General features: G+C 63.8%; 23 protein-coding genes. 15 read left to right on the top strand and 8 right to left on the bottom strand.

All coding sequences use genetic code 11. The features are described 5' to 3' along the window. Window positions 1-108: 108 nt before the first annotated feature. Complete coding sequence (locus P6U25_RS30040; RefSeq protein ID WP_407148366.1) at window positions 109-306, bottom strand: hypothetical protein; 198 nt, start codon at window positions 304-306, stop codon at window positions 109-111. A 142-nt stretch (window positions 307-448) separates the two neighbouring features. Next, on the bottom strand, window positions 449-610 hold the full coding sequence (locus P6U25_RS30035; protein ID WP_407148365.1) for a hypothetical protein: 162 nt from the start codon (window positions 608-610) through the stop codon (window positions 449-451). Between the two features lie 281 nt (window positions 611-891). On the opposite strand from P6U25_RS30035, the gene P6U25_RS30030 reads away from it, so the two are divergent. Next, complete coding sequence (locus tag P6U25_RS30030; protein ID WP_407148364.1) at window positions 892-1,869, top strand: helix-turn-helix transcriptional regulator; 978 nt, start codon at window positions 892-894, stop codon at window positions 1,867-1,869. A gap of 2 nt (window positions 1,870-1,871) precedes the next feature. On the opposite strand, the gene P6U25_RS30025 is transcribed toward P6U25_RS30030, so the two are convergent. Beyond that, entirely contained in the window at window positions 1,872-2,672 is an 801-nt protein-coding gene (locus P6U25_RS30025; RefSeq protein ID WP_407148363.1) for an N-formylglutamate amidohydrolase, read from the bottom strand. A 253-nt stretch (window positions 2,673-2,925) separates the two neighbouring features. Here P6U25_RS30025 and P6U25_RS30020 point away from each other — a divergent pair, with 253 nt between their 5' ends. Then, a complete protein-coding gene (locus P6U25_RS30020) occupies window positions 2,926-3,324 on the top strand; it encodes a gamma-glutamylcyclotransferase (RefSeq protein WP_407148362.1) in 399 nt (132 codons plus the stop codon). Between the two features lie 102 nt (window positions 3,325-3,426). Here P6U25_RS30020 and P6U25_RS30015 read toward each other — a convergent pair whose 3' ends face one another. After that, a complete protein-coding gene (locus P6U25_RS30015) occupies window positions 3,427-3,981 on the bottom strand; it encodes a chlorite dismutase family protein (RefSeq protein WP_407148361.1) in 555 nt (184 codons plus the stop codon). Between the two features lie 204 nt (window positions 3,982-4,185). Here P6U25_RS30015 and dnaG point away from each other — a divergent pair, with 204 nt between their 5' ends. Together dnaG and rpoD are read left to right on the top strand one after the other, a co-directional pair. Beyond that, window positions 4,186-6,177, top strand: a complete 1,992-nt coding sequence (gene dnaG / locus P6U25_RS30010; protein WP_407148360.1) for a DNA primase — start codon at window positions 4,186-4,188, stop codon at window positions 6,175-6,177. A gap of 358 nt (window positions 6,178-6,535) precedes the next feature. Further along, window positions 6,536-8,662, top strand: coding sequence for an RNA polymerase sigma factor RpoD (gene rpoD / locus P6U25_RS30005; protein WP_407148359.1), 2,127 nt, complete (start codon window positions 6,536-6,538; stop codon window positions 8,660-8,662). 591 nt (window positions 8,663-9,253) lie between these two features. On the opposite strand, the gene P6U25_RS30000 is transcribed toward rpoD, so the two are convergent. Further along, a complete protein-coding gene (locus P6U25_RS30000) occupies window positions 9,254-9,490 on the bottom strand; it encodes a hypothetical protein (RefSeq protein ID WP_407148358.1) in 237 nt (78 codons plus the stop codon). Between the two features lie 275 nt (window positions 9,491-9,765). Between P6U25_RS30000 and P6U25_RS29995 the strand changes: the two genes are divergently transcribed. The 3 genes from P6U25_RS29995 to P6U25_RS29985 all read left to right on the top strand — a co-directional run bounded on the left by P6U25_RS29995 (window position 9,766) and on the right by P6U25_RS29985 (window position 11,927). Then, window positions 9,766-10,176, top strand: a complete 411-nt coding sequence (locus P6U25_RS29995; protein ID WP_407148357.1) for an ester cyclase — start codon at window positions 9,766-9,768, stop codon at window positions 10,174-10,176. Window positions 10,177-10,246: 70 nt separating this feature from the next. Next, a complete protein-coding gene (locus tag P6U25_RS29990; RefSeq protein ID WP_407148356.1) occupies window positions 10,247-11,053 on the top strand; it encodes a lytic murein transglycosylase in 807 nt (268 codons plus the stop codon). 25 nt (window positions 11,054-11,078) lie between these two features. Continuing rightward, the gene (locus P6U25_RS29985) at window positions 11,079-11,927 is read left to right on the top strand and encodes an FRG domain-containing protein (RefSeq protein ID WP_407148355.1); all 849 of its coding nucleotides are present in this window, start codon (window positions 11,079-11,081) and stop codon (window positions 11,925-11,927) included. A gap of 212 nt (window positions 11,928-12,139) precedes the next feature. Here the strand turns inward: P6U25_RS29985 and P6U25_RS29980 are convergent, their stop codons facing one another. Beyond that, on the bottom strand, window positions 12,140-12,997 hold the full coding sequence (locus tag P6U25_RS29980; RefSeq protein ID WP_407148354.1) for an SDR family NAD(P)-dependent oxidoreductase: 858 nt from the start codon (window positions 12,995-12,997) through the stop codon (window positions 12,140-12,142). A 138-nt stretch (window positions 12,998-13,135) separates the two neighbouring features. On the opposite strand from P6U25_RS29980, the gene P6U25_RS29975 reads away from it, so the two are divergent. From P6U25_RS29975 to P6U25_RS29955, 5 genes are all read left to right on the top strand, one after another. Beyond that, window positions 13,136-13,537 carry a response regulator gene (locus P6U25_RS29975; protein ID WP_407148353.1) on the top strand — a complete coding sequence of 134 codons (402 nt, stop codon included), beginning with the start codon at window positions 13,136-13,138 and terminating at the stop codon, window positions 13,535-13,537. A 92-nt stretch (window positions 13,538-13,629) separates the two neighbouring features. After that, the gene (locus tag P6U25_RS29970) at window positions 13,630-14,241 is read left to right on the top strand and encodes a LysE family translocator (protein WP_407148352.1); all 612 of its coding nucleotides are present in this window, start codon (window positions 13,630-13,632) and stop codon (window positions 14,239-14,241) included. A 626-nt stretch (window positions 14,242-14,867) separates the two neighbouring features. After that, window positions 14,868-16,097, top strand: coding sequence for a GGDEF domain-containing protein (locus tag P6U25_RS29965; protein ID WP_407148351.1), 1,230 nt, complete (start codon window positions 14,868-14,870; stop codon window positions 16,095-16,097). 16 nt (window positions 16,098-16,113) lie between these two features. Then, complete coding sequence (locus P6U25_RS29960) at window positions 16,114-16,734, top strand: N-acetylmuramoyl-L-alanine amidase (protein ID WP_407148350.1); 621 nt, start codon at window positions 16,114-16,116, stop codon at window positions 16,732-16,734. 362 nt (window positions 16,735-17,096) lie between these two features. Then, window positions 17,097-17,954 (top strand): L,D-transpeptidase, encoded by an 858-nt coding sequence (locus P6U25_RS29955; RefSeq protein WP_407148349.1) that lies wholly within the window; start codon window positions 17,097-17,099, stop codon window positions 17,952-17,954. A gap of 216 nt (window positions 17,955-18,170) precedes the next feature. On the opposite strand, the gene rpoH is transcribed toward P6U25_RS29955, so the two are convergent. Next, window positions 18,171-19,067 carry an RNA polymerase sigma factor RpoH gene (gene rpoH / locus P6U25_RS29950; protein WP_407148348.1) on the bottom strand — a complete coding sequence of 299 codons (897 nt, stop codon included), beginning with the start codon at window positions 19,065-19,067 and terminating at the stop codon, window positions 18,171-18,173. A 217-nt stretch (window positions 19,068-19,284) separates the two neighbouring features. Continuing rightward, the gene (locus tag P6U25_RS29945) at window positions 19,285-20,265 is read right to left on the bottom strand and encodes an RluA family pseudouridine synthase (protein WP_407152653.1); all 981 of its coding nucleotides are present in this window, start codon (window positions 20,263-20,265) and stop codon (window positions 19,285-19,287) included. Window positions 20,266-20,312: 47 nt separating this feature from the next. On the opposite strand from P6U25_RS29945, the gene P6U25_RS29940 reads away from it, so the two are divergent. The 3 genes from P6U25_RS29940 to P6U25_RS29930 all read left to right on the top strand — a co-directional run bounded on the left by P6U25_RS29940 (window position 20,313) and on the right by P6U25_RS29930 (window position 23,217). Beyond that, window positions 20,313-20,648, top strand: a complete 336-nt coding sequence (locus P6U25_RS29940) for a hypothetical protein (RefSeq protein WP_407148347.1) — start codon at window positions 20,313-20,315, stop codon at window positions 20,646-20,648. A gap of 125 nt (window positions 20,649-20,773) precedes the next feature. Further along, window positions 20,774-21,421 carry a ubiquinol-cytochrome c reductase iron-sulfur subunit gene (locus tag P6U25_RS29935; protein WP_407148346.1) on the top strand — a complete coding sequence of 216 codons (648 nt, stop codon included), beginning with the start codon at window positions 20,774-20,776 and terminating at the stop codon, window positions 21,419-21,421. Between the two features lie 65 nt (window positions 21,422-21,486). Then, the gene (locus P6U25_RS29930; protein WP_407148345.1) at window positions 21,487-23,217 is read left to right on the top strand and encodes a methanol/ethanol family PQQ-dependent dehydrogenase; all 1,731 of its coding nucleotides are present in this window, start codon (window positions 21,487-21,489) and stop codon (window positions 23,215-23,217) included. Window positions 23,218-23,449 lie beyond the last annotated feature (232 nt).

Here is a 23,449-nt window from a genome sequence, read left to right as displayed (position 1 = left end):
TTTGGCCGGTCGGATCGATCAGACGCTCAGGAACCGAACGACGTTGCAATTCGCGTCGCTTGCGATGCTCCGGAACGTCTGAGCCGGCCGAGCCGATGCAGTTACCAGCTACCGGATGATTGAGGAGGCGTCGCTCGTCGCGGTGTCGTCCAGGTCATCGCCGCGACGTCCGGGTTTGGCAGAATTGGTGGCATCCCAATTGATGTCGAGACCGTTGTCGCTGACGGTGGTGACCAGGAGTTGCTTGCGCATTTCAGCGAGGCGGGCGCGGCAATATTCCCGATAGAGCAGGTCGAGTATGGACATGGTCAATTCCTCACGTAATCGGCACTGTTGGCGCCCCATGCAATTATTTTCGGTCATTTCGCCGGGCCGACGATAAACAGCGCCGGCGCATTCTCTGACGAAGATTGCCATCCCGCGCCGAGCGCGGGACAGGACGCGATCATCAGAGAATCGGACATCCGGGATCGAGCAAGCGGATCGCAGCCCAGATCACTGAATGCAATTGAATGCGAGCAATGTTGCAAGTTCGAGCAATGATTTCGGCCGCTGCTCCGACGATGTCCAAAACGGACGTGATGGCGGCAACCTGAAATAGCCTGATCATGGTTCTCTCCTCTTTAGAGAGATATTTTCACCACGACTGTCGCAATTACTTTAGTCCAGAGTTCCTCGCCTCGACGTGAACCAGCTCACTTGCAGTGTCGATTGCGATGAGTGACACTAGCAAGCAGACAACGTTGTGTCTTGGACTTCCGCGCACCTCTCATTGGCAGCTCCGGTGCGCGAAGCGCAAATTGCAGATAGCAAATTTCGGATAGCAATTGCAGATGTCGTAATCGATTGTCGGAATAGCTCCGGTTGTTGCGTGAGGCTTGGAGATTCCGCATGTCCGCTGATGCAGCAGATTTCAATTCGATTCGATTTTCCACGCGTGACCTCCCGGAGCGGATGCGCATCCCGATGTGGCGTGAAGAGTTCGGACGGCGCATCGTCCACGCCGATATCGCGGCTGCATCCGATGCTCCCTTCCACGCGGAAGCAACGCTGCAGGCGCTTCGGGGGCTGCGCTTGCTCGCATTGAGGGGAGCGCCCATGCGGTTCAGGCGTTCGCGAGCGAATATCGCCGATGGCGATGACTCGATCGGTATCATCGTCAGCTCTTCGAGTGCGAGCCAGTTATCGCAGCGCGGCCGGGAGATCGAATTCCGCGGTGGCGATACGATCGCGATTCTGCATTCGGAGCCGGCGACCCTCCGCTATGTCGACGGACTTCAAGTCGGTCTGGCGGTGCCACGCGATGCACTCGTGCCGCGCGTGACCGATGTCGACAGCCTCGTCATGCGGCGGATTTCCCGCCGAACCGAGGCACTCCGGCTTCTCATGACCTATCTGAAGTCGGCATTGCGGCAGGGCGTGCTTGCTGCGCCCAAGCTGCGCGAGACCATCGTGACCCATATCCACGACCTCGCGGCGCTGGCCATCGATGAATGCTCCCCGTTGGGCGAGAGCAGCGCGAGCGCGGTGATCGCGGCGCGCCACAACGCTGCCCTCGACCACATCGCGGCACACTTTCAGGATCCGGAGCTCAGCCTGGAGATCGTAGCTCGTCGCCAGGGCATTTCTCCGCGCTACCTGCAACGCTTGATGGCGTCGTCGGGAGCATCCTTTACCGAGCGCGTCAACGAATTGCGGCTGCAAAAGGCCTTCACGCTGTTGACCGCGCCACACGATGGCGCGCAGCGAATTTCCGATATCGCGCTGGAGGTCGGCTTTTCGGACATCTCGCACTTCAACCGGCTGTTCCGGGCCCGCTTCGGGGATTCACCGCGCGGCGTCCGCAGCGCCGGCAGCCGGGCGGCGTGATCTCACGCGATCAACGCCTCCGCCCGCAGCGTCGTCTCGATCTCGCCGAGGATGCGCGCCAGGCGGTCGGCCCACGCCGTCTCGCCGGCCTGGTCGGCGATCAGGTCCTGGCGGATCTCGATGCCGGAATTCATCAGCCCGCGCATCTCGCCGTGCACGGGGATCGTGTAGTCGGTCTCGTCGCTGACCGCATAAGGTTCGTTGTCGCCGACCACAAGGTCGCCTTCGCCGCGCAGATGTCTCAGGAGAAGCGGCGGCAGCACCGTGTCGCGGTGATACAGCGTGCCGATGTGCCAGGGGCGCGTGATGCCGGCGTAGACCGGCGTGAAGCTGTGCAGCGACACCAGCACCGTCGGCATGCCACGGCGGGTCCGTTCGTCGATGATCTCGTCGATGCGTCTGTGATAGGGATCGAAGATCTGCTTGCGGCGCATCTCGGCATCGTCGGGCGACAGGCCTTCATTGCCGGGAATGGTGGTTGCTTCGCTGATCAGCGGGATCGAGCTTGCGACCCGCGGCGGGCGATTGCAATCGATCACTAGCCGCGAATAGCGTTGCGCGATCAGGTGCACGTGGAGCTTGTCGGAGAGCTGTTCGGCGACGCCGGCGATGCCGATGTCCCAGGCGATGTGGCGCACAAGCTCGCTGTCCGGCAGGCCGAGATCGCCGAGCGGCTTGGGGATCAGCCGGCCGTAGTGATCGCAGGTGAACAGGAACGGAGAGCGGCTGTCCGGGTTGCGTTCCAGGATTGGCGAAACATCGGTGTCTGTGAGCAGAAATGACGGAGCACCGACGCGATTCAAGATGTTTTCCTCAATTTTGCTTGTTCAGGCGACGAGCCGATCTGGAAGCGAGTGGTATTCTCTATAGATCAAGCCGCCCGAAATCACGATGATTGTCGACGCGCCGCTGGTGACTATCCATCACAACATCGTTGATCACTACGTGCGCTGGCGCCAGGGAGCGATAGCGATGACCTGTCCGGCGAAGACGGAAGCAATCCATCCCTGCCGCGGCATGGATTGCTTCGCTTCGCGCGCAATGACATAGAAGGCCATGACCTCCGACCTGCTCTTCGTCTACGGCACGCTGATGCGCGGCTTCGACCATCCGATGGCGAAGCTGCTGTCGGTCAATGCCGACTTCCTCGGCGAGGCGCACTGCCGCGGCCGGCTCTATCTCGTGAAGCATTATCCGGGGTTGCTGGCGTCGGACGACCCCGCCGACATCGTGCACGGCGAATTGTTCCGCCTGCGTGCGCGCGAGGCGATGCTGCGCGAGTTCGACATGTATGAAGCCTGCGGGGACGGCTTTCCGCCGCCGACCGAATATGTCCGCGAGATGCTGAAGGTCACGCATGCCGATGGGAGTGCAAGCGAGGCATGGACCTATCTCTACAACTGGCCGGTGACCAACCTGCCGCGCATCGCGTCGGGCCGATTTCTCGGGCACTAAAGCGCGATGAATTTAGTTCGAATCGGTTTTAGCCAGGCATTCGGTTCACCTCTCCCAAGGGAGAGGTGAAGCACCGCCGCCGCTCCAGCGCAGCACCAAACTCTAGATCTCGCGCACCACGCGGACGTCGACCTCGCGCTCGACATAGGCCCACTCTTCAGTGGCGCGCAGCGTGCCGAGCAGCTCGTCGAACAGCTCCGCGTGTTCAGGCGCGAATTCGAACCAGGTCAGGAAGTCGAAGGGGACGCCGAGATCGCGCGAATGAAATAGCTGGCGGGCGATCGCGGGCAGGTATTTCAGCGTGCCGGAGATATGGTGCGACTTGTCCTCGAAGATCTTGCGCCGCTCTTCCTGCGTCAGCGCCCACCATGCGGCGGTCTTCCTGATCGGGATCAGCGCCGCATGGGTCGCCTCGCTCCGGCCGAGCTTGGGCTCGACGGCGGCGAGCTGGTCCTTCTCCTCCCGCTCGGTATAGCGCAGGTTGCTCACGACGCCGGCGAGCCGCCACGCGGTCGATGACGGCAACAGCGGCAGCGCGATCGCTTCGCTTGAAATCACCGACAGCGCCGCGACCTTCGGCAGCGTTTCGCCCTTCACCCGTGCGATGGAAGTCACCTTCCAGCCACCGCTCTGTCCGCCTCGGAATGTCGTGAACATGGCCTATCCAAGCGCGGAAGCGGGCAAGGTTCAAGCTGGCCGTAACCGCTCTCCACCGCAGATTCCGGGGTAGTCCGGCAGGACCAAATGCGGGATTGCGGCCTGTGAATAGCCCGGAAAAGCCACCGCGCGCTTAGTAATTCCCCGGCCGTCCATATATGGCTTACCGGTTATCCACGGATTCTCGCCAACCCGACCTCATCGATGCGCTTTACACCCCAATTCCTCGACGAGCTGCGCGCCCGGCTTCCGGTTTCGGAAGTCGTGGGCAAGCGCGTGAAGCTCAAGAAAGCGGGGCGCGAATGGAAGGGGCTGTCGCCTTTCCAGCAGGAGAAGACGCCGTCCTTCACCGTCAACGACCAGAAGGGCTTTTACCACGACTTCTCCTCGGGGCGGCACGGCAACATCTTCGACTTCGTGATGGAGACCGAGGGCGTCAGCTTCCCGGAAGCGGTCGAGCGGCTTGCGGCGATGGCGGGCATGGCGATCCCGGCGGCGACGCCGGATGCGGCGCGCCACGAGCAGCGCCGCCGCACGTTGCACGACGTGATGGAACTCGCCACCAAGTTCTTCGCCGACACACTGGCCTCACGGAGCGGCGCGAAGGCGCGCGGCTATCTTGCCGATCGCGGCATCTCGCCGGCGACCCAACTCCAGTTTCGCATGGGCTATGCGCCGCCGGACCGCTTCGCGCTGAAGGAGCATCTCGGCGCTCAGGGCATCTCCACCGAGGACATGGTGGAGGCGGGGCTCCTGGTGGCCGGCGAGGACAAGCCGGTGCCGTTCGATCGCTTCCGCGACCGTGTGATGTTTCCGATATCAGATGCCCGCGCGCGCGTGATCGCCTTCGGCGGCCGCGCGCTGGAGAAGGACGTTCCGGCGAAATACCTGAACTCGCCGGAAACCACGCTGTTTCACAAGGGCGACAATCTCTACAACCTGTTCACCGCGCGCCAGGCCGCGCATGACGGCAGCCCGCTGATCGTGGTCGAAGGCTATGTCGACGTCATTGCGATGGTGACGGCGGGCTTTCCCGGTGCCGTGGCGCCGCTCGGCACCGCGCTCACCGAGAATCAGCTCGCGCTGCTCTGGAAGATGGCCGACGAGCCGATCCTCTGCTTTGACGGCGACCGCGCCGGGCAGAAGGCGGCCTATCGCGCCGCGGATATCGCGCTGCCGAATCTGAAGCCCGGCAAGAGCCTGCGCATCGCGCTGTTGCCGGAAGGTCAGGACCCCGACGATCTCGCCCGATCCGGCGGCCGCGGCGCGATCGAGGATGTGATCGGCGCCGCACGCCCGCTCGCCGACATGATCTGGTCGCGCGAGATCGAGGGCGGCAGCTTCGGGACGCCGGAACGGCGCGCCGCGCTGGAGGCGCGGATCGGCGAACTGACTAATGGTATCCGCGACGAGGTGGTGCGCCGTTACTATCGGCAGGATCTGCAGGAGCGCCTGCAGCGCAGCTTTGCTCCCGAGGGCGGGCGCGGCGGCTACGGCCGCGGCCATTTCCGCGGCGGCCGCGGCGGCGAATCACCCCGCCAGTTTGTCCCTCGCGGCCCGGCCCCGGGCGGCCGATTCGCTCCCAAGGGCCAGGTTCCCGGCCTTGGCCGCGGTCCCTACCAGGCGGCGAGCCCGCAGCTCGCCAACAGCTCGATCATGCGTGGCCAGCGCAGCGCGATCTCGCGGCGCGAGGCCCTGATCCTGCAATGCCTGATCAACCATCCCTGGCTGCTGCACGATCATCTGGAGGAGGTCGCAGCGCTCGAACTCGCCCATCCCGAGGCCCACAAGCTCCGCGCTGCCATCATCGCGGCCTTCGCCAACGACCACCACCATTCTCCGGACGAGGAGGAGCAGGCCGAGAAAATGCGGGCTGATCTCGAGATGGGAGGATTTTCGCAGGTACTTCAAAGGGTTGATCTGGCGGTCACGACCCAGGCGGTGTGGGGCGCCAGGATCGGCGCGGCGCGGGAGGACGTTTTATCGACCTGGCGCCAACTTGTTGCCTTGCATCAGAAAACCCACGCCTTACTTAGGGAAAAGAAGGATGCTGAGGCGGCTTTGGCTGAGGACGGCAGCGAAGCCAATCTGGCATGGCTGCGAGATATCCAGGCCCGGATGGCAGAAGCCGACGGGACCGAAGCCCTGATCGAGGGGTTCGGCGAATTGTCGGGTCGGTTCCAGCGAAACGTTTGATAACAAAATGATGCGGACGGCGTCGGCCGAACCCGCAAAAAGACTCGCCAAATCCATGGTTTGGCTGCAAAAACAGGGTTAAGCGAAACTTAATAGCACCGTAGCATTTTCAGGCGAGGTGGTGCCCGGTTCTCAATCAAAGAAAATGCGCCAGATTAACGTTTGGCGCGTCTTCTGATCGTAAAACCGGAATCCACTTTTACGGAAGACGCGCCGGGCTGTTGCAGATGGAAACCGTCGAGACGGGGGGTGGCGATCATGTGCGCCGCCCTTTGCGCGTCGAGAGTAGTTCTAGATATCGTGCGAATGCGCGTGCGTGGCGCCATTTCGCATGACCGCGTTTTCGGGAGCTTAGTGAATGGCCACCAAGGCAAAGACGCTGCAGGTTAAGGACAAGGAAAAAGACGACAAGGCTGCGGATGCTCCCGAGAAGGATTCCGCCGACGCGCCGTCGCCGTTGCTCGACCTGTCGGACGCCGCGGTGAAGAAGATGATCAAGCAGGCCAAGAAGCGCGGCTTCGTGACCTTTGATCAGCTCAATGAAGTGCTTCCCTCCGACACGACCTCGCCCGAGCAGATCGAAGACATCATGTCGATGCTGTCGGACATGGGCATCAACGTCACCGAGGCCGAGGATAGCGAAGGCGAGGAGGAGAAGGACGACAGCGACGACGACACCGACAACGAGCTTGTCGAGGTCACCCAGAAGGCTGTCACCGAGGTCAAGAAGTCGGAGCCCGGCGAGCGCACCGACGATCCCGTGCGCATGTATCTGCGCGAGATGGGTACCGTCGAGCTGCTGTCGCGCGAGGGCGAAATCGCGATCGCCAAGCGCATCGAGGCCGGCCGCGAGGCGATGATCGCGGGGCTCTGCGAAAGCCCGCTGACCTTCCAGGCCATCATCATCTGGCGCGACGAGCTGAACGAGGGAAAGATCTTCCTTCGCGACATCATCGATCTCGAAGCCACCTATGCCGGCCCGGAATCCAAGGGCGGCATCAACCCGAACCTGATCGCCAACAACAGCGCCGAGGGCGCCGCCGAAGGCAATGGCAGTGCTGCGGAAGCGGCCGCGCCCGCGCATGTCGCGCCGCCGGCTGCGCCGCCGTCGCCGACCCCGTTCCGCGCCGCTCCCGCCGGCAACGGCGAAGGTGAGGAGAAGGATCCGGGCGAGGCCGCCGCTGAAGCCGACATGGACGACGACGAGTTCGAGAACCAGATGTCGCTTGCCGCCATCGAGGCCGAGCTGAAGCCGAAGGTGGTGGAAACCTTCGACAAGATCGCGTCCGAATACAAGAAGCTGCGCCGCCTGCAGGAGCAGGACATCGCCAACCAACTGCAGAGCGAGTCGCTGTCGCCCTCGCAGGAGCGCAAGTACAAGAAGCTGAAGGACGAGATCATCGTCGAGGTGAAGTCGCTGCGCCTCAACCAGGCCCGCATCGATTCGCTCGTCGAGCAGCTCTACGACATCAACAAGAAGCTGGTCTCGTTCGAGGGCCGCATGATGCGGCTCGCCGACAGCCACGGCGTCGCGCGTGACGACTTCCTGCGCAACTACCAGGGCTCCGAGCTCGATCCGCGCTGGCTCAACCGCGTCTCGAAGCTGTCGGCCAAGGGCTGGAAGAACTTCGTCCATCACGAGAAGGACCGCATCAAGGATCTGCGCCATGAGATCCAGTCGCTGGCCGCGCTGACCGGGCTCGAGATCGGCGAATTCCGCAAGATCGTGCACGGCGTGCAGAAGGGCGAGCGCGAGGCCCGTCAGGCCAAGAAGGAGATGGTGGAAGCTAACCTCCGTCTCGTGATCTCGATCGCCAAGAAGTACACCAACCGCGGCCTGCAGTTCCTCGACCTGATCCAGGAAGGCAATATCGGCCTGATGAAGGCGGTCGATAAGTTCGAGTACCGCCGCGGCTACAAGTTCTCGACCTACGCCACCTGGTGGATCCGGCAGGCGATCACCCGTTCGATCGCCGACCAGGCCCGCACCATCCGCATCCCCGTGCACATGATCGAGACGATCAACAAGATCGTCCGCACCTCGCGCCAGATGCTGAACGAGATCGGCCGCGAGCCGACTCCGGAAGAGCTCGCCGAGAAGCTCGGCATGCCCCTGGAGAAGGTCCGCAAGGTCCTCAAGATCGCCAAGGAGCCGCTGTCGCTGGAGACGCCGGTCGGTGACGAAGAGGATTCGCATCTCGGCGATTTCATCGAGGACAAGAACGCGATCCTGCCGATCGACGCGGCGATCCAGTCCAACCTGCGCGAGACCACCACGCGCGTCTTGGCCTCGCTCACCCCGCGCGAAGAGCGCGTGCTGCGCATGCGCTTCGGCATCGGCATGAACACCGACCACACCTTGGAAGAGGTCGGCCAGCAGTTCTCGGTGACGAGAGAGCGCATCCGCCAGATCGAAGCCAAGGCGCTGCGCAAGCTGAAGCATCCCTCGCGCAGCCGCAAGCTGCGAAGCTTCCTCGACAACTAAGGTAAGTCAGTATTGACTGTCATTGCCGGGCTCGACCAGGCAATCCATCGAAACAACAGCGGCGGGCAAAAGCCCGCCGTTTTCGTTGCTAAGCCGCGCCAAGTTACTCACAGCAGCGCCCGCGGCCACCCCTCTCCTCAACCCTCCCCCGCAAGGGGGGAGGGAGCCCTTCCGTCAGTGCCTCACTCACTTTGCTAGCGTGCGGCACGCGGCCGTCGCGTGCAAAAGGCGATGAAGCGGCGTGATGTGAGCACGCTGTTCGGGCTCCCTCCCCCCTTGCGGGGACGGCAATCGCATTTGGAAAAAGAAACGCTCTGTGGCCATCCCTCGAGACCCCCGCCTTTGGCGGGCTCCTCAGGATGAAGTCTTGTTTTGCGGCACAATAGTAGACCCTCATGGTGAGGAGCGCCGCTTGCGGCGCGTCTCGAACCACGAGGCCGAGTACGTGCGCAGCCATCCAAGGCGGCATATGCGATAGCCCTGCCTCGCGGGGGAGGGTTGGGGAGAGGGGTGCCGCTTGCTCTGCTGTCAATCGTAGGCGCGAGCAGCGCGCTCGCTGCCGAGCGCGATCGTCGACGCTCTGTCCCGCTGCTACTTCTTCTTCACCCCGACCCGCTCGATGCTCTTGATCTCGAGTGGCGGGCGGCCGCTCTTTTCGGCGATTTCGCGATCCTGGTCGCGGAGGAACGCGCGGGCCGGCTCGTCGCCGTCGAGGCCGCCAAGCAGCTCCGAGGGCACGCGGCGGTTGGAGCGCTGTGAGCCGTCCTCATAGACGACGTTGAAGAAGGCGAATTCGCCTTTGGGATTGGTCCCGGGTTTTTTCGGCATGAGCGGCTTGTCCTCGATCGCCGCAGTGCTGTCAAAGCAAATCCCGCCCCGGCTCACGCTGGGCTGCCCTGCGCGAGCCGCGAAGATTCCGAGCGGAGCCGGCTTTCGCATCGGACCGCAAACGAACCCGCCCGCGAAAATTTCGCGCGCTCACTTTGTCGCAGCGCAAGGGGTTGATGTTTCTGACCTTCGTCACTTGCGTCATCGCGGCAGACTCGCGTATGAGGCGTATTTCAATGTCTCTGCAACCATGCCCTTCCGGAAGCGATCCGCCGATGTCCGACACCTCCCTCGACGCCAACAAGGCGCTCGTGCTCGCGCATTACGATGCCGTGACCAACGGCCATGATCCCGACGCGATCCGCGCGCAGATCGCGCCCGACTTCTTCGACCATGCGGCGGGCAAGCGGATGAGCGCCGAAGAGGTGATCGCGCACTCGGTCGCGATGCACGAGACCTTCGCCAACCTGACGGCGGTCGCCGAATCCCTGGTCGCCGAGCGCGACCTCGTCGCCGGCCGCTTCGTCTGGCGCGGCCGCCACCGCGGCCCCTGGCGCGGCATTGCCCCGACCGGCCACCACGTCGAATTCCGCGGCATGACGTTCTGGCGGATTCAGGACGGCAGGATTTCCGAGCGCTGGGCGGAGATCGATTTCGCGGGGCTGGAGCGGCAGCTCAGGGGCTGAGGCTCGCTTTTGACCGCGACGTCGAACGCGTGGCATCATTCGCGGCAGGGGGCTTTTCCAGGACATCAACATGCTCGGACTTCGTTTGGTCGTTTTCTTTGGCGCGCTCTTATTGGCTGCTCCCTCCTACGCCGCCCGCTGTGGCGGCAATTTCAACTCGTTCATCCAGTCGTTCTCGCAGGACGCAGCCGGCGCCGGCATCTCGCAGGACGTGATCTCTTCAGCGCTCGGCGGCGTGCAGCAGGATGGCGGCGTGCTCGCCTTCGATAGGCGGCAGCGTTACACCTTCAACAAGACGTTCGAGCAGTATGTCGCGACCCGCGTCGGCCCCGGACGGATCAATGGCGGCCGCGCCCTGTTGCAGCGTCACGCGGCGCTGCTGGCCCGGATCGAGCAGCAGTATGGCGTGCCGCGCCAGATCCTAGTCGCGATCTGGGGGCTGGAGAGCGATTTCGGCAAGGGCGACATGGGCAAGCTGCCGGTGATCCGCACGCTCGCGACCCTGGCGCATGATTGCCGGCGCTCCGACCTGTTCCAAGGCGAATTGCTGGCGGCGCTCAAGATCGTGCAGCGCGGTGACCTTCGTCTGAATGATCTGATCGGCGCCTATGCCGGCGAGATCGGCCAGACCCAGTTCCTGCCATCGTCCTACATCAAGTATGGCGTCGATTTCGACGGGGATGGCCGGGTCGATCTCCGCCACTCCACGGCAGACGTGCTGGCCTCGACCGCCAACCTCCTGCACAGCAGCGGCTTCAAGATGGGCGCGTCCTATGAGGAGGGCAGCGCCAATTTCGAGGCGATGCGCGAGTGGAACAGGGCGGTGATCTATCGCAAGACGATCGGGTATTTTGCGGATCGGTTGATGGGGCGGTGACGGCTGCGAGTTCGAGACGCCTCCCATGGAAACCATCGGCAGCCAAAAAATCTGGTCGTTCTTCGATCGCAAGGGCTGCCAGATCGCGAAGAACTCGGCGGTCCGGGAGGGGCCCGGGCATCGCGTCGGCTCCTATCTGGAGCTCGCGACCAAGATCGCCGAACTGCAATTCCTCAACCGCGATCACGTGCTGATGTTTCGTGGCCAGGGCACCGACCACAGGAACGTCAAGGGCAACAGCTCGCTGAAGCCGACGCTGTTTCGCGGCGGCCGCGGCAATCCGGACCGCGCGACACTGGTCACGCGGTTCGAGGCGCTGCAGCGCGCCGGACAGCTTCTGGTCGGCGACTATACGGACGCAAAACTGCTCGGCCTCGAGCGGCTGAAGCGCCATCATCTGCTGCGCTGGTCGATCCTGCAGCATTACGAGGTCTGCGCCACGCCGCTGCTCGATGTCACGCATTCGATCCGCATCGCCGCGTCCTTTGCCTCGCTCGCCGGAACCGAGACCGCCTTCCTCTATGTGCTCGGCGTGCCCAATGTGAGCGGCGCCATCACCGCGAGCGCCGAGGCCGGCATCCAGATCGTCCGGCTCTCCAGCGTCTGCCCGCCCTCGGCGGTGCGGCCGCATATCCAGGAAGGCTACCTGCTCGGCGAATATCCGGACATGACGGGATACGAGCAGAAGGAGAACTATTTCCCGTATGAGATGGATTTCGGCCGCCGGCTGGTTGCAAAGTTCTCGTTCAATCCGGCGGCGTTCTGGAGGAGCGACAATTTTCCGCAAGTGGCGAGAAGCGCGCTCTATCCGTCTGAGAGGAGCGATCCGCTGTACCGGCTGGCGCTCGGGGTGAAGAGGCAATTGGGTGGGTGACGCGGACATTATTCCGCGGCTCGCCGCCGTTCGCGGGATGGGTTTCGCTACGCTCTACCCATCAGCGCCACCTACTCGCTGTCGTCCCGGCCTTGAGCCGGGACCCATAACCACGAATGCAAATTGCTTTACGACGCTGGAGCCACAGCCCTCGCAAAACACAAGCCTGTGGTTATGGGTCCCTGCTTTCGCAGGGACGACACCGAACTGAGCTACTTCCCTGTCACCGCCGCCACCTTCGCTGTCGCTTTCTCGATCTGCCGCTGCATCACCTTCCAATAGGTGCCGGGGCGGAAGCGTTGCAGCAGGTCCATGAAGCGGGCGTCGTTGCCGATCAGGATGCGCGGCTCGTTCCTTTCGATGCCGGCGATGATGCGCAGCGCCGCTGCGGTCGGCGTGGTCCTGGCCAGCGCGTCGAAGCGCTCGATCGATTGCGCGCGGCGGGCATTGTCGGCGACGCCGGAACCGGTGCGCGAATTGCGCGCGATGTTGGTGGCGACGCCGCCAGGATGCACGACCGAGAGCCTGACCGGGCTGTTCGCCATCGCAAGCTCGTGCCGCAGGCTCTCGGAGAAGCCGCGCACCGCGAACTTCGCCGCGCAATAGGCGCTCTGGCCGGGCGGGGCGACGATGCCGAAGATCGAGGAGATGTTGACGATGTGCGCCTCGCGCTGCCGCGCGAGCTGCGGCAGGAAGGCACGGGTTCCGTGCACCACGCCCCAGAAATTGATGTTGAACAGCCATTCCATCTGCGCCTGCTCGATCTCGCCGAACTGGCCGAGCAAAGCGACGCCGGCATTGTTGACGACGATGTTGAGCGCGGGATGCTGCGAGCCGGCGGCTTGCGCGAATGCCGCGATCTCGCTCGGTTCGCTGACGTCGAGGCGATGCACGGTGACCTTGCGCTGGCCTATCTTCGCAATCTCGGCGGAGACCGCCCGCAGCCCGGCCTCGTCGCGGTCGGCGAGCGCGAGGTCGCAGCCGCGCCGTGCGAGCTCATGGGCGAGCGCGCGGCCGATGCCGCTGGCGGCCCCGGTCACGGCGGCGGTGGATCCACGGATCGCAGTCATGTCGATTCGACTCCAGTTGAGGGCGCGCGGGGTTCCCACCGCTTTTCTCAGATTGGAACTGAACCATAAAGGGAGGGAGGGATTTATTCTGTGTGGGATCTCACCCGGCGATCACTCAAGCTGAAGGGAGGCACACCCGTGGGACAATTGAAACCCTATCGTGCATTGGTGGTCGAGGATGATCCGATGCAGCGCGCGATGATTGGTTTGTTATTGGAAGAAAGTGATTTCGATGTAATCGCCTGCGAGAGCGCGGAAGCCGCCGAGCTGGTGCTGCAAGGAAGCGGCGACGATGTCGTGCTGATGATGACGGATGTCGAATTGGCCGGGCACATGACGGGAGTCGAGCTCGCTTATGCCGCGAAGAAGTATAATCCCGATCTCGACGTCATCGTGACCTCGGGCAAGCCGCTGCGGCAATCCCTGCCCGACGGCGCGAAGTTCTGGAGCAAGCCCTGGGCGCCGCTGGACGTGATCCGCGCCGCCGAAATGAAAGCATCAGAACTCGCCGCCGAGGGCGGGCCACGCAGATCCTCGTAACGACGTTGTCAGCGCGGGCGAACGGCGCGCCGCTTCCGCCGATGCGGACGGCATGCTAATTGCGGGTGCATGTCCAGCCCGTGGCCGCCCCAATGACGCTGTCTTTCCTGCTGACCTCACTGATCGTGGTGGCCTCGCCCGGCACTGGCGTGCTCTATACCCTGGCCGTGGCGCTGACGCGGGGCTCGCGCGCGAGCGTCGCCGCCGCGTTCGGCTGCACGCTCGGCATCGTGCCGCAGATGCTCGCGGCGATGCTCGGGCTTGCCGCGATCCTGCACACCAGCGCGATGGCGTTCGCGGCTCTGAAATGGTGCGGCGTCGTCTACCTGCTCTACATGGCCTGGCAGGCGCTGCGCGAGCACGGTGCGCTGTCCGTCGACACCGAGATCAAGCCGCGCTCGCGCAGGCGGGTGATCGTCACGGCCGTTCTGATCAACATCCTCAATCCGAAGCTGTCGATCTTCTTCCTGGCCTTCCTGCCGCAGTTCATCGCGGTCGACGAGCCGCATCCGCTGGCGCGGATGGTCGAGCTTTCCGGCGTGTTCATGGCGATGACCTTTGCAGTGTTCGCGCTCTATGGGCTGTTCGCGGCCTCGGTGCGCGATCGCGTCGTCACCCGTCCGAAGGTCATGGCCTGGCTCAGGCGGAGCTTTGCCGCGGGCTTTGCCCTGCTCGGCGCCAAGCTTGCATTTGCGGATCGCTGATCGCGCACCCATCTGGGCGCGGCTCCATCAAACAAAAAGCGGGCGTTGCGCCCGCTGCTTTTGCATCGTTACACCGCTTCGGGAGCCCGGGCAGGGCAGGAGCCGCTACCCGGGCGAGAAACGGTTTACTTCTTGGCCTTGGCCTTTTTCTTGGTGGCCTTTTTCGCCTTCTTCGCCTTCTTCGCTTTCTTAGCCATAGTATCCTCTCAGGGTTTCATGGATTGAACGCGACTCCGAGGCATGCTTGGCGGAGGGCCAACCTCGCAACATCCTCAGCAGCAAACTCAACAGATTCGCAGGCGACTGCCGCGTGCTGTCACGGCGCTGTCATCGCGTTATCCACAGTTGTTATGCGTTTTGGGCAGCTTTTCGCTGGGTTGTTTGCAACGCCGACAACGCCGTTGTCGTCCGCATCATCCTTAACATTGCGCAAACGCCGACCGCCTGCGTCTTCATCAATTCAAAACCACAGCATGGATTGGCGGCTTGGCGGGTGAGAGTCCGTTAAGCCGTGCTGCCGCATTCTGCCGCTAGGACAACGGGGATTGTCGTCGGGGGGAAGCGCCTTAAGGGCGGGCGGTTCGATCAGAGGGGAGGCGGGGCCTTGCGCGGTCTCGGACAAGGCGATGCTGAGCGTTCCAACGCTTTGGACGGTGTTCGTCATCAACTTTCTCGCGCTCGGGCTGATCTGGGCCTATGTGACGCACAGCTATCCGGCATTCGGTGCGGCGCGGTTCTGGACCGCTTCCGCGTTCGCCGCGGCGGTCGGCGCGAGCTGCGCAATGCTTCGCGTGGTGATGACCGAGTCGCTGCTGCCGCTGCTTGCGGCTGGCACGCTGATGGTCTTCGCCGCATGTCTCGCCGCGATGGGCGTGGAGCGGTTCTACGGCAAGCCAGTGGCCTGGCGCCGCACGGCGTTGACCACTTCGCTTGCCTTCGCGGGCCTCAGTGTCTTCATCTTCGGTTACGACAGCATGCCGATGCGCATCGTCGTCTATACGATCGCGCAGGTGGTGCCCTTCACGCTGACGCTGAGACTGCTGCTGTCGCCTGAGAACGGGCGCGTCAGCCCCGGCGCCCGGCTCGCCGGTATCGTCGCCGCCGTGATCATCGGCATCTATGCGCTGCGCCTCGTCGGCGGATTGTTGGCGCCCGGCGCATTCGCCTTTGTCAGCTTCAATGGGCCTCAGTCGTTTCTGGTCCTCGTTCTGGTGTTTCTGTCGATGGCGCTCAACTTCGGCTTCTTGCTGATGGCGATGGACCGCTTGCGCAGCGAGGTCGCCGATCTGGCGCTGCTCGACGATCTCACCGGCGTCGGCAATCGCCGTCACCTGGTGCAACGGTTGACGGAGGAGTGTGCGCGCTCTGACCGCAGCGGCGAACCATTCGCGCTATTGGTGATCGACCTGGACGGCTTCAAGGCGATCAACGATACGTTCGGCCACGCGGCCGGCGACGCCTGCCTGCAGCACTTCACCCTGATGGCGCAGACCCGGCTCCGGCCGGGCGACATGCTGGCCCGCACCGGCGGCGACGAGTTCTGCATCGTGCTGCCGTCTTCGACCTTACGCGAAGGCGCAATGATCGCGCGCCGCGTGCTCGAGGTGTGCCGCGTCGATGCCGAACAGTGCACCGGCAAGGACGTCCCGATTGCGGTCTCGATCGGGGTTGCGCAATGGACCCGCGAGATCGGCCTGCATTCCGACCGGCTGATCGCTGCCGCCGACCATGCGCTCTACGATGCCAAGAAGGGCGGCAAGAACGGCTACGCCACTTATGAGCCCAAGCCGGCCATCGCATCGGAGCAGGTCGGGCAGCACTCCGTCAGTCGGCTTGAGCATGCTGTCGCGCCGTGACATCGGACCGCTCCGCATGACGCTTCGCGTGCTTGCCGCATTGCTCGCGCTCGCCCTTCCTTCCGCTGCCCTTGCCGAACCGCCCGACCTCGCGATGATCGCGCGATCCGCGGGCACGCCCGAGATTCCTGGTCTCAGGATGGTCTGGCTGTCGCCTTGGGGCGACGTCGCGAAATCGCATCCCTGGCGCAATATCATCGTGCACCAGACCGAGGGCCCGGCCGGCTCGGCGCGCCTTGGCGCGCGCGAGCAGCACAGCAATCCGACCCGGCGCGGCGTGATGGTTTGGGTGGAAACCGACGGCACGGTCTACTGGGCGGTCGCGGACAACCTGGTTCCGACCCACACCGACGGCGCCGATCGCAACGACAACAAATACATCGACAACAGCAAGACCTATCATCAGGTGAACAAGGACACGTCGATCGGTGTCGAGTTCGCCGGCAATTACCCCGACGTCACGCGCGGGCCGACCGATGCGCAGATCGCGGCCTGGCGGGTGCTGGTGAAGGTGCTGCGCGCGCGTTACGGCATCCCGCTCGACCACGTCTATGCGCACAACTGGATCGACTTCAAGGACGCTCGCTACTGCGAGGGCTGCGCGCTCGCGACTATGGCCCGGCAGTGGGGCGAGTAGGGACGGGCACCCGTCATGCTCGGACGAGGACGCTCGGCCCAGCAACAGCCGTCGTCGCCCGGCTTGCCGCCTCCGCTAAAGCTACGGCGCGCCGAGAGCGAAAGCCTCGGCGAAGCCTTGGCGTAGCCGGGACCGGGCGATCCAGCATTCCAGAGGCAGCAGTTATTGCACGCGCCCTCTCTCGACCGCCGCGGCGTACTGGGTCCCCCGCTTTCGCGGAGGACGACAGGGGAGTTGGTGAGAAAGCTACCCCAAAAATGGCGTTAACGACGCTTGGCGATTTCCAGCCTGCGCAAAATCGCTTCGAAGTTTGTTAAAATCTGCCGGGTACCTCCTCCGGGCATAGCAATCCGGGGAAAGACATGGGTCAGCGGGCCAAACGCGGAAAGACAAAGACGGAGACGCTCGCACTGCCGATGGCCGGAAGAGTTGCAGTTGGCGTGACCGCCGCTGCTGCATTGGGATATGGTTTGCTGGCGCGTCCGGCGAGTGTTCAACCGATACGCAAGCCGCCCACGCAGCAAGCCCAGGCACCGTCGACGCCAGCTCACGTATCAACGCCAGTCCGTGTAGCAGCGCCAGCTCCGGCTCCAGTCCCGGCCCCAGCCCCAGCGCCCCTGGTCGAGCCACCCAAAGCCGCGGATGGTCCCGGAAAATTCGTCCGGCAGGTGGTGGACTACGCCAGCCGCCAGGCGCCGGGCACCGTCGTCATCGATACTGACAACACATTCCTTTATCTCGTTCTGAACGACCGGCAAGCGATGCGCTACGGCATCGGCGTTGGCCGTGAAGGCTTCACATGGTCCGGTGAGCAGACCGTGGCTCGCAAAACAGAATGGCCGGATTGGCGTCCGCCCGCAGAGATGCTTTCGCGTCAGCCTTATCTGCCGCGCTTCATGGCGGGCGGCCCTGGCAATCCGCTTGGCGCCCGGGCGATGTACCTGGGCGAGACCGAATATCGAATTCACGGCACCAACAAACCCGATACGATCGGCAAGCGGGTTTCGTCGGGCTGTATCCGGCTCACCAACGAGGACGTCGTGGACCTCTACGAGCGGGTGAAGGTCGGAGCGAAGGTGATCGTGCTTCCGGCAACCTCAGCGCATCGGCCGTCTGAGGGAGCGCCGTCCGACGCCGCCCTCCGGTCGCCGTCGAACCGGCCCTTGGCAGCCAACGCGCAGATGCCATCATTTGCACCAAAGATGGCCGAGGCCCAGTAGCTCGATTCCTCAGTTCCAACTGAGAACAAGCAGACTTCTAAGTCGCCGGCTTACAATTCCAGAGGCAGCAGTTGTTGCGCGCCTCTCTCGACCGCCGCGGCGTACTGGGTCCCCGCTTTCGCGGAGGACGACAGTGGGGTTGGTGAGGAGGCTACCAAAAACAAAAAAGCCGGCGTTGCCGCCGGCTTTCGTAACTGTTGGCTGTGTTCGGCGCGCTTAGTGCGCGGCCTCCAGAGCTGCTTCCTGCTTGGCGATCGTGCCCTTGACGGCCGACTGGACCTTTTCAAAGGCGCGGACCTCGATCTGCCGCACGCGCTCGCGCGACACGCCGAACTCGGCGGCGAGGTCTTCCAGCGTCATCGGCTCGTCCGCCAGACGCCGCGCCTCGAAGATGCGGCGTTCGCGCGGGTTGAGCACGCCGATCGCACCGTTCAAGGCCTGCCGGCGATGATCGAACTCTTCGCTCTCGGCCATCAGGGCCTCGGCGTTGGGCGAGTTATCGACCAACCAGTCCTGCCATTCGCCGGCTTCGCCATCGTCGCGGATCGGGGCGTTCAGCGAGGCGTCGCCGCCAAGGCGGCGATTCATCTCGATCACGTCCTGATCGGTCACGCCGAGGCGCTTGGCAATCAGCTTCACCTGGTCGGGGTGGAGGTCACCCTCTTCCAGAGCGGAGATCTTGCTCTTCGCCTTGCGCAGGTTGAAGAACAGCTTCTTCTGGTTCGCGGTGGTGCCCATCTTCACGAGCGACCACGATCGCAGGATGTACTCTTGTATCGACGCCTTGATCCACCACATGGCGTATGTGGCGAGACGGAAGCCCTTTTCGGGCTCGAATCGCTTCACCGCCTGCATCAGGCCGACATTGCCTTCCGAGACGACCTCGGAGATCGGCAGTCCGTAGCCGCGATAGCCCATGGCGATCTTGGCCACGAGCCTGAGATGGCTAGTGACGAGTTTATGCGCCGCGTCGCGATCGTCATGCTCGCGCCAACGCTTGGCGAGCATGTACTCCTGCTGGGGTTCCAGCATGGGGAACTTGCGGATCTCGGCGAGGTATCGAGACAGGCCGGATTCTCCATTGAGAACCGGCAACGTAGCTGTACGGGCCATTACTTGCGCCCTCCAGTGGTTCAGGCCCCCGATAGCGGCGAGCCCGGCAGGTGGCCGCTGGGTTAAAGCCGGCCATGCTGCGATGTTCCGCGTTGGATATTCAACGCAGGTGCAACATACACCAAACTGCCCGTGATAGGGAAGGATTGCTGACGTCACGTCCCCGTGTGCCAGCTATAACCTGCTGTCATAACTGGCGTTTTTGGCAAGGGGTGCGTCATACCGCCGCTTCCAGCGCGCGCTGCAGGAGAAGCATGTCCTGCGGCAGGGGCGCCTCCCAGTGCAAAAGTTCCCCGGTCCGCGGATGCTCCAGGGCCAGTAGATAGGCGTGCAGCGCCTGCCGCTGCAGGCCGGTCAGCGCCGCCCGTGCCTCCGGTCCGAGATGTCCGGCCTTGGTCTTGAAGTGAGGGCCGTAGACCGCATCCCCCAGCAGGGGATGCCCGATATGGGCGAGGTGCACCCGGATCTGATGGGTGCGTCCGGTTTCGAGCTGGCAGGTCAGGAGTGAAGCGACCGGCTTGCCGTCGCGGCCGGCAAAGCTCTGCTGCACCTCGAAGTGAGTGATCGCCTCGCGGCCACCCTGGCGCACCGCCATTTTCTCGCGGGCGTGCGGATGGCGGTCGATCGGCGCGTCGATGGTGCCGTGCGGCCGGTTCGGCACGCCCCAGGCGAACGCCATGTAGCCGCGCCGCATCGATCCGGTGCGGCCGTGGTCGGCGAATTGCGCGGTCAGCGACTGATGCGCCTGGTCGTTCTTGGCGACGACCATCAATCCCGTCGTGTCCTTGTCGAGACGGTGCACGATGCCCGGCCGCTTGACGCCGCCGATGCCGGACAGGCTGGTGCCGCAATGGGCGATCAGCGCGTTGACCAGCGTGCCGGTGGCGTGGCCGGCGGCGGGGTGCACGACGAGGCCCTTCGGCTTGTCGATGACGATGATGTCGTCGTCCTCGAACACGATGTCGAGCGCGATGTCCTCGGCCTTCGGCTCGGCCGGGACCGCCTCCGGCACGTCGATTATGATCGTATCGCCCTTGGCGACATGATAAGCGGGGTCGCGGACGACGGCGTCCTTGACGGTCACGGAACCGGCGAGGATCAGCGCCTTGAGCCGGGACCGCGACAGCTCGGGGGTGCGCTGCGCCAGCACGCGGTCGAGCCGCGCCGAGCCTTCGTCGCCCGCGACGATGACCTCCAGCTTCCGACCGTTATTCGAAGAGACCTGTTGCAAAGAAGAGCCTTGTGATGACCGACACCGCCGTGACCGAACCGACCCCCGAGCAGGCCGCACTGATTGCGCGGGTGCGGCGGATGATGCTGATCGCGGGCCTGACCTCGGCACTGGCCGTGGCCGTCGTGCTGATTGCCATCGGCTACCGCCTTTATCGCGGCGAGGGAAGCCCCGTTTCCGTCTCCGACGTCACCGCTGCGCTGCCGAAGGGCGCCCGCATCGTCTCCACCGGCGTCGCCGGCGAACGGTTGGTCGTGACGCTTGATATAGGCGGCACCACCGAGATCCGCACATTTGATGCAAAGACTCTGAAACCTGTCGGCAGGCTGACCTTCGTCACCGAGCCCTGAGCGAGGCGCTCGCGCGCATCGGAAGTCGACCGACCAAACGCTGCAAAGCATTTTTGCATCTGCGTTGTCGCATCTAGAACGTGTGCCGCCATCTTTTCGGCCGAGTTGCACGTTCAGCTTGCGTCATGCCGGAGTCCAATCGCAACGCTTCCGTCGAGCAGATCGGTGATTACGAACCGACGGCGTGTTGCTTGGACCCCACGCGTCGCTCCCTGCTCCTGACGGCGCTGGCGAGTTGCGCCTGTCTTGCCGCGGTCGAGCCCGCGGCGGCCGACGATGAGCAGCCCGGCGCCAGCGAACGGCCGCAAAAGGCCGATGTGCTGGTGCGCGCCGAAGGCGACAAGGCGGGTGAAGTCATCAAGGCGGACGACTTGAAGCTCGGCGGGCCGCCGATCCGCGCCTGGCCGAAGGATCCGAAAAGCTCCGTCGTCCGCAACGGCTCGCGGCTGAACGAGGTGGTGCTGATCAGGCTCGACCCGAATGAGCTCGACGACACCACGCGCGCCCGCGCCCCTGACGGCATCGTCTGCTACTCGATCATCTGCTCGCATGCCGGATGTCCGATCACCGCCTGGGTGAAGCAGGAGCAGGGCGACAAGGACGTCCTCAAATGTCTCTGTCACAACTCCGAATATGATCCGCGCCAGAATGCGCAGGTGGTGTTCGGCCCTGCGCCGCGGCGTCTGGCGGCCTTGCCGCTGACGGTCGCCGATGGCGCCATTACGGTCGCAGCACCATTCATTGGAAAGGTAGGTGTTCAGCAAGGAGGGTGAGGCCGCATCGGGATTTCTGCACGACCTAAACTGAAAAATATAACAGAGCAGGGAGGTAGCATCTCATGACAAGGAAGCAGTGGTTACTGTCGGGCTGTGTCGCGTTCACGTGCCTCATCTCGACCTACGCCGTCGCAGGGCCGATCGAAAACTACAGTCCGGTGACGTCAGCGCGTCTCGAAAATCCCGAACCCGGCAACTGGATGCTATATCGCCGGACCTATGACGGACAGGGTTACAGTCCGCTCGATCAGATCAACACATCCAACGTCAAGAGCCTCAAGCCGGTCTGGACCTTCTCCACCGGCGTTCTCGAGGGCCACGAAGCGCCGCCGATCGTCAACAACGGCGTGATGTTCGTCGCGACCCCGATGGGGCAGGTGATCGCGCTCAACGCCAAGACCGGCGAGGAATATTGGCGCTACAAGCGCCAGCTTCCCGAGGATCTGTTCCAACTGCATCCGACCAGCCGCGGCGTCGGCCTGTGGCAGGACAAGATCTATCTCGCCACGACGGACGATCACGTCGTGGCGCTCGACGCCAAGACCGGCAAGGCGGTCTGGGACACCAAGGTGCAGGACTACAGGAAGGGTCAGTACATGACCCTGATGCCGCTCATCGTCGACGGCAAGGTGATCGTCGGCGGCTCCGGCGGCGAGTTCGGCGTGCGCGGCTATGTCGCCGCCTACGACGCCAACAGCGGCAAGGAGCTCTGGCGCACCTTCACCATCCCCGGCGAGGGCGAGGCGGGCCACGACACCTGGAGCGGCGATGACTGGAAGTCGGGCGGCGGCTCCGCCTGGATGACCGGCACCTACGACAAGGACACCAAGACGGTCTATTGGGGTGTCGGCAACGCAGCGCCCTGGCCGGGCACCATGCATCCGGGCGACAATCTCTACACCAGCTCGGTGCTCGCGCTCGATCCCGAGAACGGCAAGATCAAGACCCATTTCCAGTATCACCAGAATGATTCCTGGGATTGGGACGAGGTCGACGCGCCGATGCTGATTGACATGCAGCGCGACGGGCGGTCGTTCAAGAGCTTGGTCCACCCGGGGCGCGATGCAATCTTCTGGGTGCTCGAGCGCAAGCCGGACAAGATCAATTACGTCGCCGGCTGGCCGTTCGTGAAGACCAATGTGTGGAAGGGGATCGAGGCCGAGACCGGCCGCCCGATCGTCGATCCCGACCATAAGCCCGTGCTCGGCAAGCGGGTCGAGTTCTGTCCGTCACTATGGGGCGGCAAGGACTGGCCGTCGGCGGCCTACAGCCAGAACACCAAGCTCGTCTACGTTCCCGCCAACGAGAATTTCTGCGGCGGCTTCACCGGCGAGAAGACGCCTCTGGTTCCCGGCCAGCTCTGGCTCGGCACCAAGCCGGAGGACATCGGGCTGACGCCGGCGCCCAACGCCGATCATTTCGGCGAGTTGCAGGCGTGGGACCCGGCCACCGGCAAGAAGGTCTGGCAGCACGACTACAAGACCTCGCAACTGTTCGGCGCAGTGACCGCGACCGCAGGCGACCTCGTTCTCGCCGGCGGCACCAACGACCGCTTCTTCCGCATCTTCAACGCCAAGACCGGCGAACTGTTGTGGGAGCAGAAGACCAACTCCGGGATCATGGCGATGCCGATGACCTATGAAGTCGACGGCACGCAATACATCGCGGTGCAGTCGGGTTGGGGCGTCGACGCGCAGCGCATCCAGGATGCGCTGGCCGGCAAGGTCGCGGGCTTCGAGAACAACGTGCCGCAAGGCGGCGTTGTCTGGGTCTTTGCCCTCGACAAGAAGTAACGGCGCGCGTCGCAGATAGGGGGCGATGCGAGCGGGAAGCGGCGGCTGGGGAGACCGCCGCTTCCCGTTCTGCTTGTGCGCAACAGCATGATGGATTTGGCTTGTGTGCTGGTGCCAAAGAAAGACGCCCGCGACGAAGCGGTCGCGGGCGTCTGCTTGCACGATGATGTTCGGTCAGTCGATCCAGCTATAGCCACAGACGCCCTGCACCTCTCCCGCTTGCGGGGGAGGT

The organism is Bradyrhizobium sp. ORS 86, from assembly GCF_045571475.1.
Taxonomy (GTDB): Bacteria; Pseudomonadota; Alphaproteobacteria; order Rhizobiales; family Xanthobacteraceae; genus Bradyrhizobium.
Note: the sequence above shows the minus strand (reverse complement) of the source record. Positions and strands in the feature narration are given on the sequence as shown.